Raw genomic sequence first — 14,966 nt, 5'->3', positions numbered from 1 at the left:
TAAAGAAACCTAAGGAGCTACATGCACCACCCTCCGCTTATCGTGTGGTTTATCGTTTTACTTTTAGGGCTCTGTTTAGGCAGTTTTCTTAATGTTGTTATCACGCGCCTACCGGTCATGCTGATGCGCCATTGGCGCCGGGAGGCGCGTGCAGCGCTTGAACTGGATAACGAACACTCGCCACGCTTCAATTTAGCCACACCAGGCTCTCTGTGCCCCCGCTGCGAAACCCCGATCGCCTGGCACGACAACCTGCCTTTGATTGGTTGGATTAAACGCCGCGGGCGGTGTGCAGAGTGTCAAACGAGCATCAGTGTTCAATATCCGCTGGTGGAAATGGCCGGTGGCCTACTGGCATTAGCGGTACTGGCACTCCATGGTCTCACTGCAGAGTCATTGTTTATTTACGGCGCCTGCTTGATGCTGTTAGCACTCGCCGTGATCGATTTTCGTACCCAGTTATTGCCGGATGTCATTACGCTCCCGCTGCTATGGGCAGGCTTACTTTTTCAGCTACTCTTTCAGCCGTTTATGCTCCCCGATGCCGTTATTGGCGTGATGGTGGGCTATCTTTCTCTATGGAGTTTTTATTGGCTGTTCAAACTCGTCACCGGGAAAGAGGGTATGGGCTTTGGCGACTTTAAGCTGCTGGCAGCGTTGGGTGCCTGGCTAGGATGGAGCTTTTTACCGCTTATCTTGATACTTTCCGCAGGGCTTGGCGCGGTGGTTGGTTTGACTGCTCAGGCCTGCGCGCCTCGCTTACGTGGCAAACCGCTACCCTTTGGGCCTTTTCTTGCCCTCGCGGGTTGGGTAGCGTTATTAGTTGGCGATGAGCTAATGGCGCTGTATCTCAGTCTGCTTATGTAAAGTTTAACTATTGTTATTTTGGTTATTAAAAACTGGCTATTAAAACTGAGCTAGTGAATTTGGATTATTGAAAACCGAGCTAAATGAGGCAGCAGATGATTATCGGATTAACCGGTGGCATTGGGTCGGGCAAATCGACTGTTGCGCGCGCCTTTGAAACACTTGGTGCTGCCTCGGTCGATGCTGATGATGTCGCCAGAGAAATCGTTCTACCTGGCGAACCGGCACTATTAGCCATTAAAAACCGCTTCGGTGATCAGGTCATGCATCATGATGGCACGCTTAACCGCGCGGCCCTACGCGATATTATTTTTAAAGATCCAGAGCAGCGACAATGGCTAGAATCAGTCACACACCCCAAAATAAGAGAACGTCTATTGCAGCACTTAGCGCAGCTTAAAACACAAGGCGCGCCTTATGTGCTACTGGTATCACCGCTGCTATTTGAGTCGGGCCAAAATGCGCTAGCCAACCGAGCGGTCGTTGTCGATGTACCACAAGCGCTACAATTATCGAGAACCCAGCAACGCGATGGGGTGAGCGAAAGCCAAGTGCATGCTATTCTCGCCGCCCAGCTTTCCCGCGAACAACGACTAGCACAAGCAGATGACGTGATAGATAACCGCGGTGACCATGCCAGCATGATGGAGCAAGTGGTGCGGCTGGATCAACGCTACCGTCAGCTGCTTAACGACTGAGATATCGCCCCTGTTAACGCAATTGGAGTTTTTATGGTTCGCCCTGCAAACGATTCCCCGCTTGAAGTTAGTTGCCCTCAGTGCGCTAAGCGCGTGCCTTGGCTACCTGAGAGCACCTATCGGCCTTTCTGCAGCAAACGCTGCCAACTGTTAGATTTAGGTGCGTGGGCCGATGAGTCGCACCGTATATCGGGCGAATCGGCGATGGATGAAGCTGATATTGAAACACTGTTGGCGCAAGCCGATAAGGATGCGCCGCTCTCATAACGCACCAAGCAACCAACGTTTTAAGTCCCGCAATCCACATGGCTACAACAATGCCTGATCAACCATCGCCCTCGGCCTATCATCTGCTGCTTCAGCTGGAGCAGCAGTTTGACACTTTAATTGACATGATTGAGACCGCTGTTTCGCTTTTTGAACGGCAGCAACCGGCATCGTGGGTCTTTCATCAAGCAACACTCTCTCGCCACTGGCTGCGAGAAGCGCTTTTCGATATGTGGCATGAACAAGATCAGGATGGTCGCGAAACGCGAAATTACATTGCCATTGTGGCTGCTAATGATGAATTACTGACAGCGGTAGACGCCGTTAATCAAGCCAAAAAAAGTTTTGCTGAGCTGCTGCAACATATTAAACAGGCTTTTCCACAAACGTTGAGCGACGCCAAAAGCCGTCTGCCACAACGACATCCCTACGTTGATGAAGCGTTAAGGCGCAATGGGCTTGCCCGCCTGCACCTTAAGCAGAGTTGGCGTCAACTGCCCATCGCGCAAGCGCCCGTGTCACGGGTTCGCTTTGCGTGGTATAGCAGTGGTCGCTCCATAAAGCGGCTGACCGTTCAAGAGGCTGAGCAAAAGCTTTTAAAGCTCGATACCGATGCACCGCATATCCGTATTCAACTACGCAAACTAGCAGGCATCCCAAGCGGCGAAGTGCTCGCCCAGGTGCAAACGCAAGCTCCCCTTATGCGGGCAAATCTATTTTTTACCGAGCCACTCGATGATGGACATACAAGGCGAGCACTGAATGCGGCCATGCCTATCTTCGTGCCAGACAATAACCAGCGGCTGCCACACATAAACGTGCCCGCTTTACAGCCCCCCACTACCCGCACACGGGCACGACGGCGCGATGAAAAGCTTGAGCCAGATGTATTTCTGCCGAGTTTGCGCGTTTACCGCTACCGCTAGCATTACCACACGTAGGATATTGTAGAGGTGCTAACTACCTAGCCCTTACTCCCTGCCTGGCACTTGATCCTGCTGCCATAACCCATAGCCAAGTAGTGTTTCGACCAGTTCAGCCAGATCGCCCTGGTCAATACCATACTCATTCAGCAGAGCCTCAAAGCGCTGTTTAAACACACGCTCCTGCTCGTCTTGTTGTTCCTTCTGCTTTGTTTCTACATCATCTTGCTCCAATGCCGCAAGCGATCGTACCGGCGGCCCCGTCGGTATATCAAAGTTGCTATCAGGATCGTCTAACTGACGTAACGCCTGCGCAAAGGCATCGTCTAATTCACGGAATTTACGCAGTTTCTCACGCTCATCTACCGGCTTTTGAACCTTTTGATATTTCATCGATGTTTCATTTACACCTTACTTGAAATGGTCGACATGGCTACAAACGTAGCATTTTTTGCAAAAACTGTGCACAAACGCGTAAAGATAACGAGCAAACTTGCCTTTGCCACCCTGTTGCCAGCATAAAGACAACATCATTAGGCACACGATGGTGACAAACACTTTATCAAATACGCCACAGTCAGCGGTAACTCAAAAATTGATGCTTAGCATCAACATAGCCACAAGTAGCCTGAATAGAGATTCAACGCTCATCTAGACGCTGAACATTTGCTATTCAGCTAGGTTACCAAACATTAACGCACTGGGAGAGTGCACTACAGGCGAGATAAGAACGACCTGTACGATTCACGCATGAGAGGCCAGATAATGTTCAACGCGATGACACGAGCTGAGATCTGGCTGCAGGACACACTTGATAAGCCACTCGGTATTGAAAACCTTGCTAACCATATTGGTTATTCGTCTTCCCAAGTACGGCGCCAATTTCGCCAAAGCTTTCACATTTCGCCTAGCGCCTACCGCGAAAAGAGACGGCTAGAGCGGGCGGCTGTATTGTTAGCCCTTACGCCTCTCAATATAGCGCAAATTGCGATACGTTGTGGGTATCATAATCATTCATCCTTTTCACGCGCATTTCAGCGTCACTATCAGCTCAGGCCACGCGATTTTCGGCAATCACTAAAAAGCGCATTGTCACGCTCAATGCCTAATCCGGGCTTCAAAACTGACATCCAAAAATCCAGTGACCGCCAAATGATCCTAATGCGCCTCTATCAAGCTCCCGAGCATATTAAAGGGCTAGGGGATGCAAGCTATCACAACAAGCAGCTAGCCTGCTTACAGGCGCGATTACGCCTATCGACAACCACTATTTCACTGCCTGATATACTATCGGCCAAAGTGGATGCGCTTAATAATGATTATTTTCATTCTAACCGCACAGACGTAGGTCTTTACCTTGAACAAGCCGATAACGCTCAAGACATTGCCCTCCCGGTGCCTTATCGGCGGGTCGACATTCCAACCCACTATTATTCAAGTACGCGCTTTGGCGATTTAACTGATCTTTATGATGCATTGGCGCATACCATCGCGCACTTGCTTTACAGTCAGGATAGCTTCCACGTAAGCGGCCAACCGCCTCAGGTCTTATGGAAAGCACATTATTTAGAGCTTCGGCTCCCGCTTATAGGTGAGCAGGAAAGATAACGTTCTTGAGGCACCGCTGGTCAGAGGTAATAAAAAAAACCGGCACTTCTGTAAAGAAATGCCGGTTATTAAGTTTCTTAATCTTCCATGCGAACCAGCCAGGATTCGACGGCTTCATCGCCATACTCATCCTTCCAGCTACGCAGGCCTTTATGATTACCACCGCGCGTTTCGATGACTTCCCCAGTTTTAGGGTTTTTGTAAATTTTCAGACGACGCTTACGGCGCACATTGCCACTTGCCGTCGTTTTAACACCACGCTGGTCAGAAGCGGGATCTAATAAAGCAATGACGTCACTAGGACGCTTGCCGAACTCAGTCATAAGCGCTTCAAGTTTGGCCTTGAATTCCAACTCGCTTTTAAGGCGCTGATCGCCTTCTAAGCGCTGCAGGTCTTCTTGAAGCTGCTTCAGCTGCTGTTCTTTTTGGATATATTCGTTAAGTAATGACATCGGGATTCCTTTAGTATCGTATCCAACTGAACGGGGTCCAACTGAAAGGGGTTCAACTGGCTTAGGTGCTAACTTGACAACCTTGACACCCACTAGTTCAGAATGCTGGGACATTATTGCTGTAAAAAGAGTAACTGACAACAGTCTAGTTGATTTTTACTCAATTACTAATCGTTTTTTAAAAACACAACTGCTATTTAAAGTGTTTTATAACCCTAATAGCTCATCATTGCTATGTGAATTTATGTGTCATCTATTAGCAGCATTCAACACTTACAAACAAAAGCGCCGCCCATAAGGGCGGCGCTTTTATCAACCAATAACTAATCGATAATTAGTCTTGGCCCATCTGCTGCTTGATCAGGTCACCGATTGTAGTCGGGCCACCCGCAGTTTCCGGCTCTTGCTCACGCATTTTCTTCAGGTTCTGACGCGTATCATCCTGGTCTTTCGCTTTTACCGACAGGTTAATCTGACGACTCTTGCGATCAACACTCACGATACGGGCTTCTACACTGTCGCCTTCATTCAGTACATTGCGCGCGTCTTCTACGCGATCAGCACTAATTTCAGAGGCTTTCAGCACAGCAATAACGTCAGTCGCCAATTCAACTTGAGCTTCTTTAGCATCAACTTCAATGACGCGACCCGTTACGATGCTGCCCTTATCGTTGACTGATAAGTACTCAGCAACGGGGTCAGAATCCATCTGCTTGATGCCCAGCGAGATACGCTCACGCTCAGGATCAATAGACAGGATAACAGCTTCAGCTTCGTCGCCTTTCTTAAAGCTGCGTACGGCTTCTTCGCCAGTATCAGTCCAAGAAATATCAGACAAGTGAACCAGACCGTCGATACCGCCTTCTAGGCCGATAAAGATACCGAAGTCAGTGATCGACTTGATAGTACCTGAAACGCGATCGCCCTTGTTGTAGTCAGTGTTGAAGGTTTCCCACGGGTTAGCAGTACACTGCTTGATACCCAGAGAAATACGACGACGCTCTTCGTCGATATCCAACACCATGACGTCAACATCATCGCCCACTTGAACGACTTTAGACGGATGGATGTTTTTGTTAGTCCAGTCCATTTCAGACACGTGAACCAGACCTTCAACACCCTCTTCCAGCTCGGCAAAGCAACCGTAGTCAGTCAGGTTAGTGACGACTGCGTGTACTTTCATACCTTCTGGGTAACGCTCTTTAATGTTGACCCACGGATCTTCGCCCAACTGCTTCAGACCCAGTGAAACGCGATTGCGCTCACGGTCAAACTTCAGAACCTTGACGTTGATCTCGTCGCCAACGGCAACGATTTCGGACGGATGCTTAATACGCTTCCACGCCATATCTGTAATGTGCAGCAGGCCGTCAACACCACCTAGGTCTACGAAAGCGCCGTAGTCTGTCAGGTTCTTAACGATACCCTTAATCTGCTGGCCTTCTTGCAGAGTTGCCAGCAGCGCTTCGCGCTCGGCACTGTTCTCTGCTTCCAGAACCGCACGACGTGATACCACAACGTTGTTGCGCTTCGGATCAAGCTTGATGACTTTGAAGTCCAGCTCTTTATTTTCCAGGTGCGCAGTGTCGCGAACCGGACGAACGTCAACCAACGAGCCAGGCAAGAAGGCACGGATAGAGTCAACTTCAACTGTGAAGCCGCCTTTAACCTTACCGTTAATAACGCCCTTGATGATTTCGTCTTTCTCGAAGGCTGCTTCCAGAATCTTCCAAGCTTCTGCGCGCTTGGCTTTTTCACGGGACAGACGAGTTTCACCGAAGCCATCTTCAACGGCTTCAAGTGCAACGTGCACGTCGTCACCGATAGCGATGTTCAGGTTACCGTGTTCATCGCGGAATTGTGACGCCGGAATCTGACCTTCAGATTTTAGGCCAGCGTTGACAGTAACCCAGTCACCGTCAATGTCGACAACCTGAGCCGCGACAATAGCGCCTGGCTCCATGTTGATGTCGTTAAGAGACTGTTCAAACAGCTCAGCAAAGCTTTCGCTCATGGTGTTCCTACGTAATTACGTTGTTGAGGCATAAATGCCTTCTCCGCACCACCAGCAAGTGCGGGCCTATTGTCACTCAGCCTTTGGAGGTGTTAACGCTGGTTAGACCTGACCGGGCTCACCGATGTGAGTTTAGTGCCCTGCCACGTCGTGACACCTATCCAAAAACGCCGCAAGGGAGAATCACACGCCGCTTACCAGCCCTCTTTGGGCGAGCAGTTCGGTCAGTCGATCAACCACTTCCGGTATGCTCAGGCGCGTGGTATCAAGCGTAATGGCATCATCTGCCGGCTTGAGAGGAGCCACACTGCGCTGCGTGTCGCGTGCATCGCGTGCCTGAATCTCCTTTAAAAGACTCGAAAGACTAGCATTCACCCCGGCTTCCTGCAACTGCAGATGACGCCGACGTGCCCGCTCATCGGCACTTGCCGTCAAAAAAATCTTTAGCGGGGCATCGGGAAAGACCACGGTTCCCATATCGCGGCCATCAGCCACCAACCCTGGCGCTTGGCAAAAATCGCGCTGGCGCTGCAGCAAAGCCTGACGCACGGCAGGAAGCGCCGCTACTTGCGAGGCACGCTCCCCAGCCTGCTCGGTACGAATCACCAGACCAACATCTTCACCTTCTAGCAGCGTTCGTGGCTGACCATCTTCAACCGGAAAAGCGACATCTAACTGCTCCGCTAAGCGGGCAAGCCCAGCCTCATCGTCAACTGCTACGTTATGCTTAACCGCTGCTTGAGCCGTCAGCCGATAAAGTGCGCCACTATCCAGCAGATGCCAGCCCAGGCGTTCCGCCACTAAACCACTAATGGTGCCTTTACCCGCCCCGCCAGGGCCATCAATCGTGAGCACTGGAACAGCGGAAGCGCGATCATTCATGCGCCCCCTCCACGCTAACGCTCATACCAATGCGTGTGGCTAATTCAACGAAATCAGGGAAAGAGGTCGCCACATTGGCGCAGTCTTCAATCTCGATTTCTGCACTCGCCCGCAGTGATGAAATCGCGAACGCCATGGCAATACGGTGATCGCCCAGGCTATCGACACGCCCGCCGTCGTAGCTCGCTTTTTGCGCATCGCCATTGCCAACAATATCGATGCCGTCTTCTACGACGGTGTGCTGTACACCTAACACAGCCAAGCCATCGGCCATCGCCTGGATGCGATCAGACTCTTTGACACGCAGCTCTTCGGCACCCCTTAGGCGAGTCACGCCATCGGCGTTGGCGGCGGCAATAAACAGTGCAGGGAATTCATCAATTGCCAGCGGCACTTGCTCTTCTGGGATATCAATTCCTTTCAGCGGTGCGTAGCGAATCCGAATATCGGCTACCGGTTCGCCACCGACTTCGCGCTCATTCTCAAGCGTCAAATCCGCGCCCATCAGGATAAGAATATTGATGACACCAATTCGTGTGGGATTAATGCCTACATGCTCAAGGGTAATATCAGAACCCGGAGTGATAGCCGCCGCGACTAAGAAAAACGTTGCAGAAGAGATATCAGAAGGCACATCAATCGGGCCCGCTGTTAGCTTACCGCCTCCCTGCAGCCAGCAGGTATCGCCTTTACGAGAAACCGTATAGCCAAAACCATTGAGCATACGCTCGGTGTGGTCGCGTGTGGGCGCTGGCTCACGTACACGGGTTTCGCCTTCAGCGTAGAGCCCTGCCAACAGCAGGCAGGATTTCACCTGAGCACTGGCCATGGGCATATCATAATGAATGCCCTTAAGATTAGCGCCGCCGTGAATTTTCAGCGGTGGGCGTCCGCCTTCCGCAGTATCAATGGTGGCCCCCATTAGGCGTAGCGGGTCAGCCACGCGGCCCATGGGGCGCTTGGTCAGCGACTCATCGCCCGTCAGCTCGCTATCAAACGCCTGACCCGCGAGAAGGCCGGAAAACAGCCGCATGGCGGTGCCCGAGTTGCCTACATAGAGCGGACCCGCGGGCGCTTTTAAGCCGTGCATACCCACACCATGAATGGTGACTTTACCCTGATGCGGGCCTTCGATCGCCACACCCATTTCGCGAAACGCCTGCAGCGTCGCCAGACTATCTTCGCCTTCCAGAAAGCCTTTAACTTCAGTGACGCCCTCTGCCAGCGCCCCCAGCATAATGGATCGGTGCGACATGGATTTATCACCGGGTACGCGCAAACGTCCCTGGGCTTGGCCGCCCGGCTGCACACGGTAGGTAACCTTACCTTGTGGTTGCATATGGTATTCCGCCTGGTAACTGGTTTTGTTCAATAAAGAGTCGAAATAGTGCCGGGCATGGCTTGCCCGGTCAAAGGTGGCTATCAGCGCGTCACTGTCACCGGTTTCTACCGCATGACGCAGTCGCTCAAGCCCTGCTTCAAAATCATCCAGCGATGCCAATACCGCCTGCTTATTAGCGATAAAAATATCCCGCCACATCACCGGGTCGCTACCCGCGATACGGGTAAAATCGCGAAAACCGCCCGCTGCGTAACGGAAAATATCTAGCCGCTCATCCTGGCGTGCCAGCGTATCCACTAATGAAAACGCCAGCAGATGGGGTAAATGGCTCGTCCGCGCCAGCACTTGATCATGGCGTTCTACGTCCATTTCCAGAACATCGGCACCGCAGGCTTCCCATAAGCAACGGACGCGCTGCAAAGCGTCGGCATCTACGTTGGGCTCGGGGGTAAGTATCACCTTATGATCCACATAAAGGCGTGGATTCGCCGCCGCCACACCGCTTTTCTCTGAGCCGGCGATGGGGTGCCCTAACACCATATTAGTAGGCACTTGACCAAATACTCTTTGGGCGCAGGCGCGGATAGTGGCTTTGGTACTACCGACATCGGTAATAACCACACTCGGTGACGCAGATGCCAGGGCACCCGCCAAATGGGCCATTACACTTTCCATTGCCAGCACCGGCACAGCCAGCACCACCATCGTAGCGCCACTCACTTGCTCCGTAAGATGGGTGCCACCTGAGTCGATCAGCCCCATCTCTATACCGCGGGCGATTTCATCTTTATCAGGATCACAGGCAACGATTTGCCCCTTAAACCCTGAAGCGCGCAGTGCTGCCGCAAGCGAACCACCAATCAAGCCCAGACCCACAATTAGTAAGCGCGACTCATGACAAGATGATGTTGTTACGCTGCCTTCGACCATTAACGTCACAGCACGCCTATCGGGTAGGAACCTAGCACACGTAAGTCCGCCGCCCGCAGCTGCACCTCTTCAAGCACCGCCGCGACCTTGGGCTCATCACGATGGCCTTTAAAGTCGATAAAAAAGACGTAGTTCCACACACCAGTGCGCGAAGGACGTGTTTCAAGGCGCGTTAAATCAATCTGATGGCGATGAAACGGCTCCAGCAACGCGTGCAAAGTACCCGGCTGATTGCGCATGGCAACCACAATAGAGGTTTTATCCTCTCCTGCCATGGGCACATCCTGGTTGCCAATAATCAAAAACCGCGTGGAGTTATCCGGGCTGTCTTCAATTTTTTCGGCAATGTGCTCAAGCCCATAAAGCTTGGCCGCCATATCACCTGCAATCGCCGCACTATGCCACTCGGTTTTGACTAACTTAGCCGCTTCCGCATTAGAGGAAACCGGCACTCGCTCCGCATGGGGATAGTGAGCATCCAGCCATTTACGGCACTGGGCAAACGACTGCGGGTGCGAGTAGATACGCGAGACTTTATCGCGGCGGGTCGTTTCACTGACCAGCAGATGATGGTGAATACGCAGCACCACCTCGCCACAAATTTTGATGGAAGAGTCCATAAAGGTGTCAAGAGTGTGGTTGACCACCCCTTCGGTGGAGTTTTCCACCGGCACCACGCCGTAATGCACGGCGCCCGCCTCAACTTCACGAAACACTTCGTCAATGGCTGCCATAGGCAGGCTAACCGCACTTTCACCAAAGTGCTTGAGTGCCGCCTGCTGAGTGAAAGTGCCCTCAGGGCCTAAGTAGGCCACCTTAACCGGCTGTTCAAGTGCCAAACACGCCGACATGATTTCGCGAAACAAGCGCGCCATCTCTTCTGAATCAAGTGGGCCTTTATTCAAGGCCATGATGCGCCGCAGCACCTGCGCTTCTCGCTCAGGGCGGTAGAACACCGCATCTTTATCTTCGGCCAGCTTCACATGCGCCACTTGCTGGGCACAACTGGCGCGCTCGCTGATAAGATTCAGAATATCGCTATCGAGCTGATCGATTCGCTGGCGCAGCTCATCCAGATTGATCGACGTGTCGGACATGGTGTTTAGCCCCTTGTTTGTTCGAAATCGGCCATAAATGCGATTAGCGCATCTACCGCAGACTCAGGCACTGCGTTATATAGGCTAGCCCGCATACCGCCCACGCTGCGGTGGCCTTTTAAATTGAGCAGCCCCGCCGCATCGGCTTGTTGTAAAAACGCTTTATCCAGCGCCGCATCGGCCAAGACAAACGGCACGTTCATACGCGAGCGATTGTGCTTAGCAATCGGATTGCTATAAAAGTCGCTGTCATCAATCGCCGCATAAAGCTTATCGGCTTTGCGCTGATTAATGGCGTCCATCGCTGCTAGCCCACCAATGTCGTCTTTTAGCCACTGAAAGACTAAGCCCGCCAAATACCAGGCATAGGTGGGCGGTGTATTCACCATCGAACCCGCCTCGGCCAGCATTTTGTAATCAAACAGCGAAGGAATGTTGGCTTGGGCTTTGCCTAGCAAATCGTCACGAACGACGGCCAACGTTAAACCAGCGGGGCCGATATTTTTCTGCGCCCCGGCGTAGATCACGCCGAAATCGCTAACGTCGATCGGTCCAGAAAGGATATTTGATGACATATCGCAGACCAACGGCACGCTAGCGCCATCGGCACGCTGCACATGGGGCGTATAATCAAACTCCAAGCCGCCAATCGTCTCATTCGACGTGTAGTGCAAATAGGCCGCGTCATCGCTAACGCTAATGGTATCCAGCGCAGGCACCGCCATATGGCCATTAGCTTCACTGCTTGCGGCCACATGACAAGCGAAACCCAGGCGCTTTGCTTCGCTAAGCGCTTTTTTGCCCCAGATACCAGTCTGAATGAAGTTGCCGCTACCGCCCTGACCCAGCAGGTTCATCGGCAGCATGGCAAATTGCATACTGGCGCCGCCCTGCAAAAACAGTACTTTATAGTTATCTGGCACGCCTAGAAGCTCACGAAAATCAGCTTCTGCACGCTCAGCAATGGCAACAAACTCGTCGCTGCGGTGGCTCATTTCCATTACGGAAAGGCCGCGCCCATGGTAGTCCAGCAACTCTGCCCGGGCGCGTTCCAGTACAGCTACTGGCAGGGCCGCTGGCCCTGCGCAGAAATTATAATGACGTGTCATCAGTCCCCGGTTCCTGTGCGTCATCGGATGATTCACTCGCCTGAACGTCTTCAGGTCGCTCATCAAGGCTAGCTTCGGCACCTTCTTCAAGAGCGGTCAGATCGACTTCGGCAGGCTCATCAACACGAACGGTTTTGACTAATTTTTCTTCTTTACCCAGACGAATCAGCATCACACCCTGGGTATTACGTGAGGTGGTTGAGACTTCTTCAACACGCGTACGCACCAGCGTGCCACGGTCAGTGATCAGCATCATTTCATCGCTGTCATAAACCTGCATCGCCGCGACTAGCGAACCGTTACGCTCGCTGGTTTGCATGGCGATAACACCCTGACCACCACGGCCACGCAGCGGGAACTCTTCCAGGCGCGTACGCTTACCGTAACCGTTCTCACTGGCGGTCATAATGTAGATCTGACCATCGGCGGTTTCGGCCACGACGCTCTCTTGCACGCCATCCTGAGTTTCTTCTTCGGCATCCGCTTCGGCGTCGATTTGCTGGCTCTTGGGAATAATCAAGCTGATGACTTCCGCATCGCCTGTCAAGCGCATACCACGCACGCCGCGAGCAGTACGTCCCATGGCGCGGGCTTTACCCTCTTCGAAGCGAATCGCCTTGCCGTTAGACGACAACAGCATGGCATGATCATTACCGGTGGTAATGGCAGCACCCACTAAACGATCACCCTCTTCAAGGTCAATGGCGATAAGGCCTACGCTACGCGGGCGCGAGAACTGTTCAAGACTGGTGCGCTTGACGGTGCCTTTAGCCGTCGCAAAGAAGATATAGTGCTCAGGATCGTAGTCACGTACAGGCAGGATGGCATTAACCGCCTCACCCTCTTCCAGCGGCAGCATATTGACCAGCGGCTTGCCACGCGAGCCGCGGCTGGCGTTGGGCATTTCATACACTTTCAGCCAGTACACTTTGCCGCGATTGGAGAACAGCAGCACGGTGTCGTGTGTAGACGCTACCAGCAAGTGCTCAATCACATCTTCATCTTTCATCGCGGTGGCAGACTTACCGCGACCACCACGGCGCTGGGCCTGATAATCCGACAGCGGCTGGGTCTTGGCGTAACCAGAGCGCGACACGGTCACCACCATGTCTTCTTCAGCGATCAAGTCTTCAATCGACAGATCCAAATGGCTGGCCTGGATCTCAGTGCGGCGATCATCGCCAAACTGATCACGCACGGCGTGCAGCTCTTCCCGGATCACTTCCATCAACCGATCAGGCGATGCCAGAATCTCAGTAAGCTCAGCAATTTTTTCAAGAATCGTCAGGTATTCATCGAGCAGCTTCTCGGTCTCAAGGCCCGTCAAACGGTGCAGACGTAACTCAAGAATCGCTTGTGCCTGGGCAGGCGATAGCCGATACGACGTGGCCGCGGTGTTTAGACCAAAGCCCTCTTCCAGCTCTTCTGGCTTGCAAGAAGTAGCACCCGCCCGCTCCAACATGGCGGTTACTTGGCCGGGTTGCCACGTCTTGGCAAGCAGCTTTTCACGCGCCTCTGCCGCATTGGGCGAGGCTTTAATCAGCTCGATCACTTCGTCGATATTCGAAATAGCGACGGCCAAACCTTCCAACAAATGCCCACGCTCACGGGCTTTTTTCAGCTCGTACAGCGTACGCCGGGTCACCACTTCGCGCCGGTGGCGAATAAAGGCTTCCAGCATCTCTTTAAGATTCAGCGTACGGGGCTGGCCATTCTCCAGCGCCACCATGTTAATCCCAAACACGTTCTGCAGCTGTGTCTGAGCAAACAGGTTATTGACCACCACTTCGCCGGACTCGCCACGCTTAACTTCAATGACCACGCGCAAACCATCTTTGTCCGACTCATCGCGCAGCTCGGCGATGCCTTCGATCTTCTTCTCTTTTACCAGCTCGGCAATCTTCTCGATCAATCGCGCTTTGTTTACCTGATACGGCAGCTCACTAATAATAATGTGATCGCGACCGGTTTTGTCATGATGCTCAATGGTGTGGCAGGCGCGAACATAAATACGCCCACGGCCGGTACGGTATGCCGACAAGATGCCCGCGCGACCATTGATAATCGCCCCAGTGGGGAAATCAGGCCCGGGGATATACTCCATCAGGTCATCAACGGTCAGCGTGTAGTCGTCGATTAAGGCTAAGCAGCCATCAATCACTTCACGCATATTATGCGGTGGAATATTGGTTGCCATACCTACCGCAATGCCCGAGGAGCCGTTGATCAGCAAATTGGGCGTTTTGGTAGGCAATACCGCGGGAATACGTTCGGTACCGTCGTAGTTATCGACCCAGTCGACGGTATCTTTTTCCAGGTCAGCGAGCAGTTCGTGGGCAAGGCGCGACATACGCACCTCGGTATAACGCATGGCAGCCGCGTTATCCCCATCGATAGAACCGAAGTTACCCTGGCCGTCGACCAGCACATGACGCATCGAAAAGTGCTGAGCCATACGTACGATGGTGTCGTAAACCGCGCTATCGCCGTGCGGATGGTATTTACCGATGACATCGCCGACGACACGCGCCGACTTCTTGTACGGTTTATTCCAGTCATTACCCAGTTCATGCATGGCAAACAGCACACGCCGGTGAACCGGTTTAAGGCCATCCCGCACATCTGGAAGCGCGCGGCCGATAATGACGCTCATCGCATAGTCGAGATACGACTGTTTAAGCTCGTCTTCAATATTGACGGGCAAGATTTCTCTGGCGATGTCACCCATGAAAGTCAGATCCTTTGCACTGCATTGGCACTGCGAGAGTTGAAAGCGC

Annotated in this window: 13 protein-coding genes and 1 pseudogene; 6 read left to right on the top strand and 8 right to left on the bottom strand. The window is 52.6% G+C overall.

From position 1 onward, the window contains the following. Nucleotides 1–21 precede the first annotated feature (21 nt). The 4 genes from CXF87_RS15295 (at nucleotide 22) to CXF87_RS15280 (ending at nucleotide 2,758) form a co-directional block, all read left to right on the top strand. On the top strand, nucleotides 22–867 hold the full coding sequence (locus CXF87_RS15295; RefSeq protein ID WP_101147200.1) for a prepilin peptidase: 846 nt from the start codon (nucleotides 22–24) through the stop codon (nucleotides 865–867). A 95-nt stretch (nucleotides 868–962) separates the two neighbouring features. After that, complete coding sequence (coaE, locus tag CXF87_RS15290) at nucleotides 963–1,565, top strand: dephospho-CoA kinase (RefSeq protein ID WP_101147199.1); 603 nt, start codon at nucleotides 963–965, stop codon at nucleotides 1,563–1,565. A 33-nt stretch (nucleotides 1,566–1,598) separates the two neighbouring features. Continuing rightward, nucleotides 1,599–1,832 carry a DNA gyrase inhibitor YacG gene (gene yacG, locus CXF87_RS15285; RefSeq protein ID WP_008956862.1) on the top strand — a complete coding sequence of 78 codons (234 nt, stop codon included), beginning with the start codon at nucleotides 1,599–1,601 and terminating at the stop codon, nucleotides 1,830–1,832. A gap of 50 nt (nucleotides 1,833–1,882) precedes the next feature. Then, a complete protein-coding gene (locus tag CXF87_RS15280; RefSeq protein WP_442906375.1) occupies nucleotides 1,883–2,758 on the top strand; it encodes a DNA replication terminus site-binding protein in 876 nt (291 codons plus the stop codon). Nucleotides 2,759–2,803: 45 nt separating this feature from the next. Here CXF87_RS15280 and CXF87_RS15275 read toward each other — a convergent pair whose 3' ends face one another. Then, a complete protein-coding gene (locus CXF87_RS15275) occupies nucleotides 2,804–3,148 on the bottom strand; it encodes a hypothetical protein (protein ID WP_101147197.1) in 345 nt (114 codons plus the stop codon). Between the two features lie 357 nt (nucleotides 3,149–3,505). Between CXF87_RS15275 and CXF87_RS22145 the strand changes: the two are divergent. Both CXF87_RS22145 and CXF87_RS22140 read left to right on the top strand, forming a co-directional pair. Then, a pseudogene (locus CXF87_RS22145) lies at nucleotides 3,506–3,817 on the top strand (helix-turn-helix transcriptional regulator); the annotation flags it as partial. A 90-nt stretch (nucleotides 3,818–3,907) separates the two neighbouring features. Beyond that, complete coding sequence (locus CXF87_RS22140; RefSeq protein ID WP_232774944.1) at nucleotides 3,908–4,363, top strand: hypothetical protein; 456 nt, start codon at nucleotides 3,908–3,910, stop codon at nucleotides 4,361–4,363. 77 nt (nucleotides 4,364–4,440) lie between these two features. On the opposite strand, the gene CXF87_RS15265 is transcribed toward CXF87_RS22140, so the two are convergent. The 7 genes from CXF87_RS15265 to gyrA form a co-directional block, all read right to left on the bottom strand. Next, nucleotides 4,441–4,815 (bottom strand): histone-like nucleoid-structuring protein, MvaT/MvaU family, encoded by a 375-nt coding sequence (locus CXF87_RS15265; protein ID WP_101147195.1) that lies wholly within the window; start codon nucleotides 4,813–4,815, stop codon nucleotides 4,441–4,443. A 334-nt stretch (nucleotides 4,816–5,149) separates the two neighbouring features. After that, entirely contained in the window at nucleotides 5,150–6,829 is a 1,680-nt protein-coding gene (gene rpsA, locus CXF87_RS15260; protein ID WP_008957327.1) for a 30S ribosomal protein S1, read from the bottom strand. Between the two features lie 183 nt (nucleotides 6,830–7,012). Beyond that, nucleotides 7,013–7,711 carry a (d)CMP kinase gene (gene cmk, locus CXF87_RS15255; RefSeq protein WP_101147194.1) on the bottom strand — a complete coding sequence of 233 codons (699 nt, stop codon included), beginning with the start codon at nucleotides 7,709–7,711 and terminating at the stop codon, nucleotides 7,013–7,015. Then, nucleotides 7,704–9,983, bottom strand: a complete 2,280-nt coding sequence (locus CXF87_RS15250; RefSeq protein ID WP_101147282.1) for a bifunctional prephenate dehydrogenase/3-phosphoshikimate 1-carboxyvinyltransferase — start codon at nucleotides 9,981–9,983, stop codon at nucleotides 7,704–7,706. Before CXF87_RS15250 ends, cmk begins: the two co-directional genes overlap by 8 nt. Before the next feature lie 5 nt (nucleotides 9,984–9,988). Beyond that, nucleotides 9,989–11,080, bottom strand: coding sequence for a prephenate dehydratase (gene pheA, locus CXF87_RS15245; protein WP_008957324.1), 1,092 nt, complete (start codon nucleotides 11,078–11,080; stop codon nucleotides 9,989–9,991). A 5-nt stretch (nucleotides 11,081–11,085) separates the two neighbouring features. Then, complete coding sequence (gene serC, locus CXF87_RS15240; RefSeq protein WP_101147193.1) at nucleotides 11,086–12,189, bottom strand: 3-phosphoserine/phosphohydroxythreonine transaminase; 1,104 nt, start codon at nucleotides 12,187–12,189, stop codon at nucleotides 11,086–11,088. Next, entirely contained in the window at nucleotides 12,173–14,917 is a 2,745-nt protein-coding gene (gene gyrA, locus CXF87_RS15235) for a DNA gyrase subunit A (protein ID WP_101147192.1), read from the bottom strand. The genes serC and gyrA overlap by 17 nt, the downstream gene beginning before the upstream one ends. Nucleotides 14,918–14,966 lie beyond the last annotated feature (49 nt).

Source organism: Halomonas sp. MES3-P3E, from assembly GCF_002836035.1.
GTDB classification, from domain to species: domain Bacteria; phylum Pseudomonadota; class Gammaproteobacteria; order Pseudomonadales; family Halomonadaceae; genus Vreelandella; species Vreelandella arctica.
The sequence above is the reverse complement of the archived record's forward strand: the minus strand, read 5'-3'. Positions and strand labels throughout refer to the sequence as shown.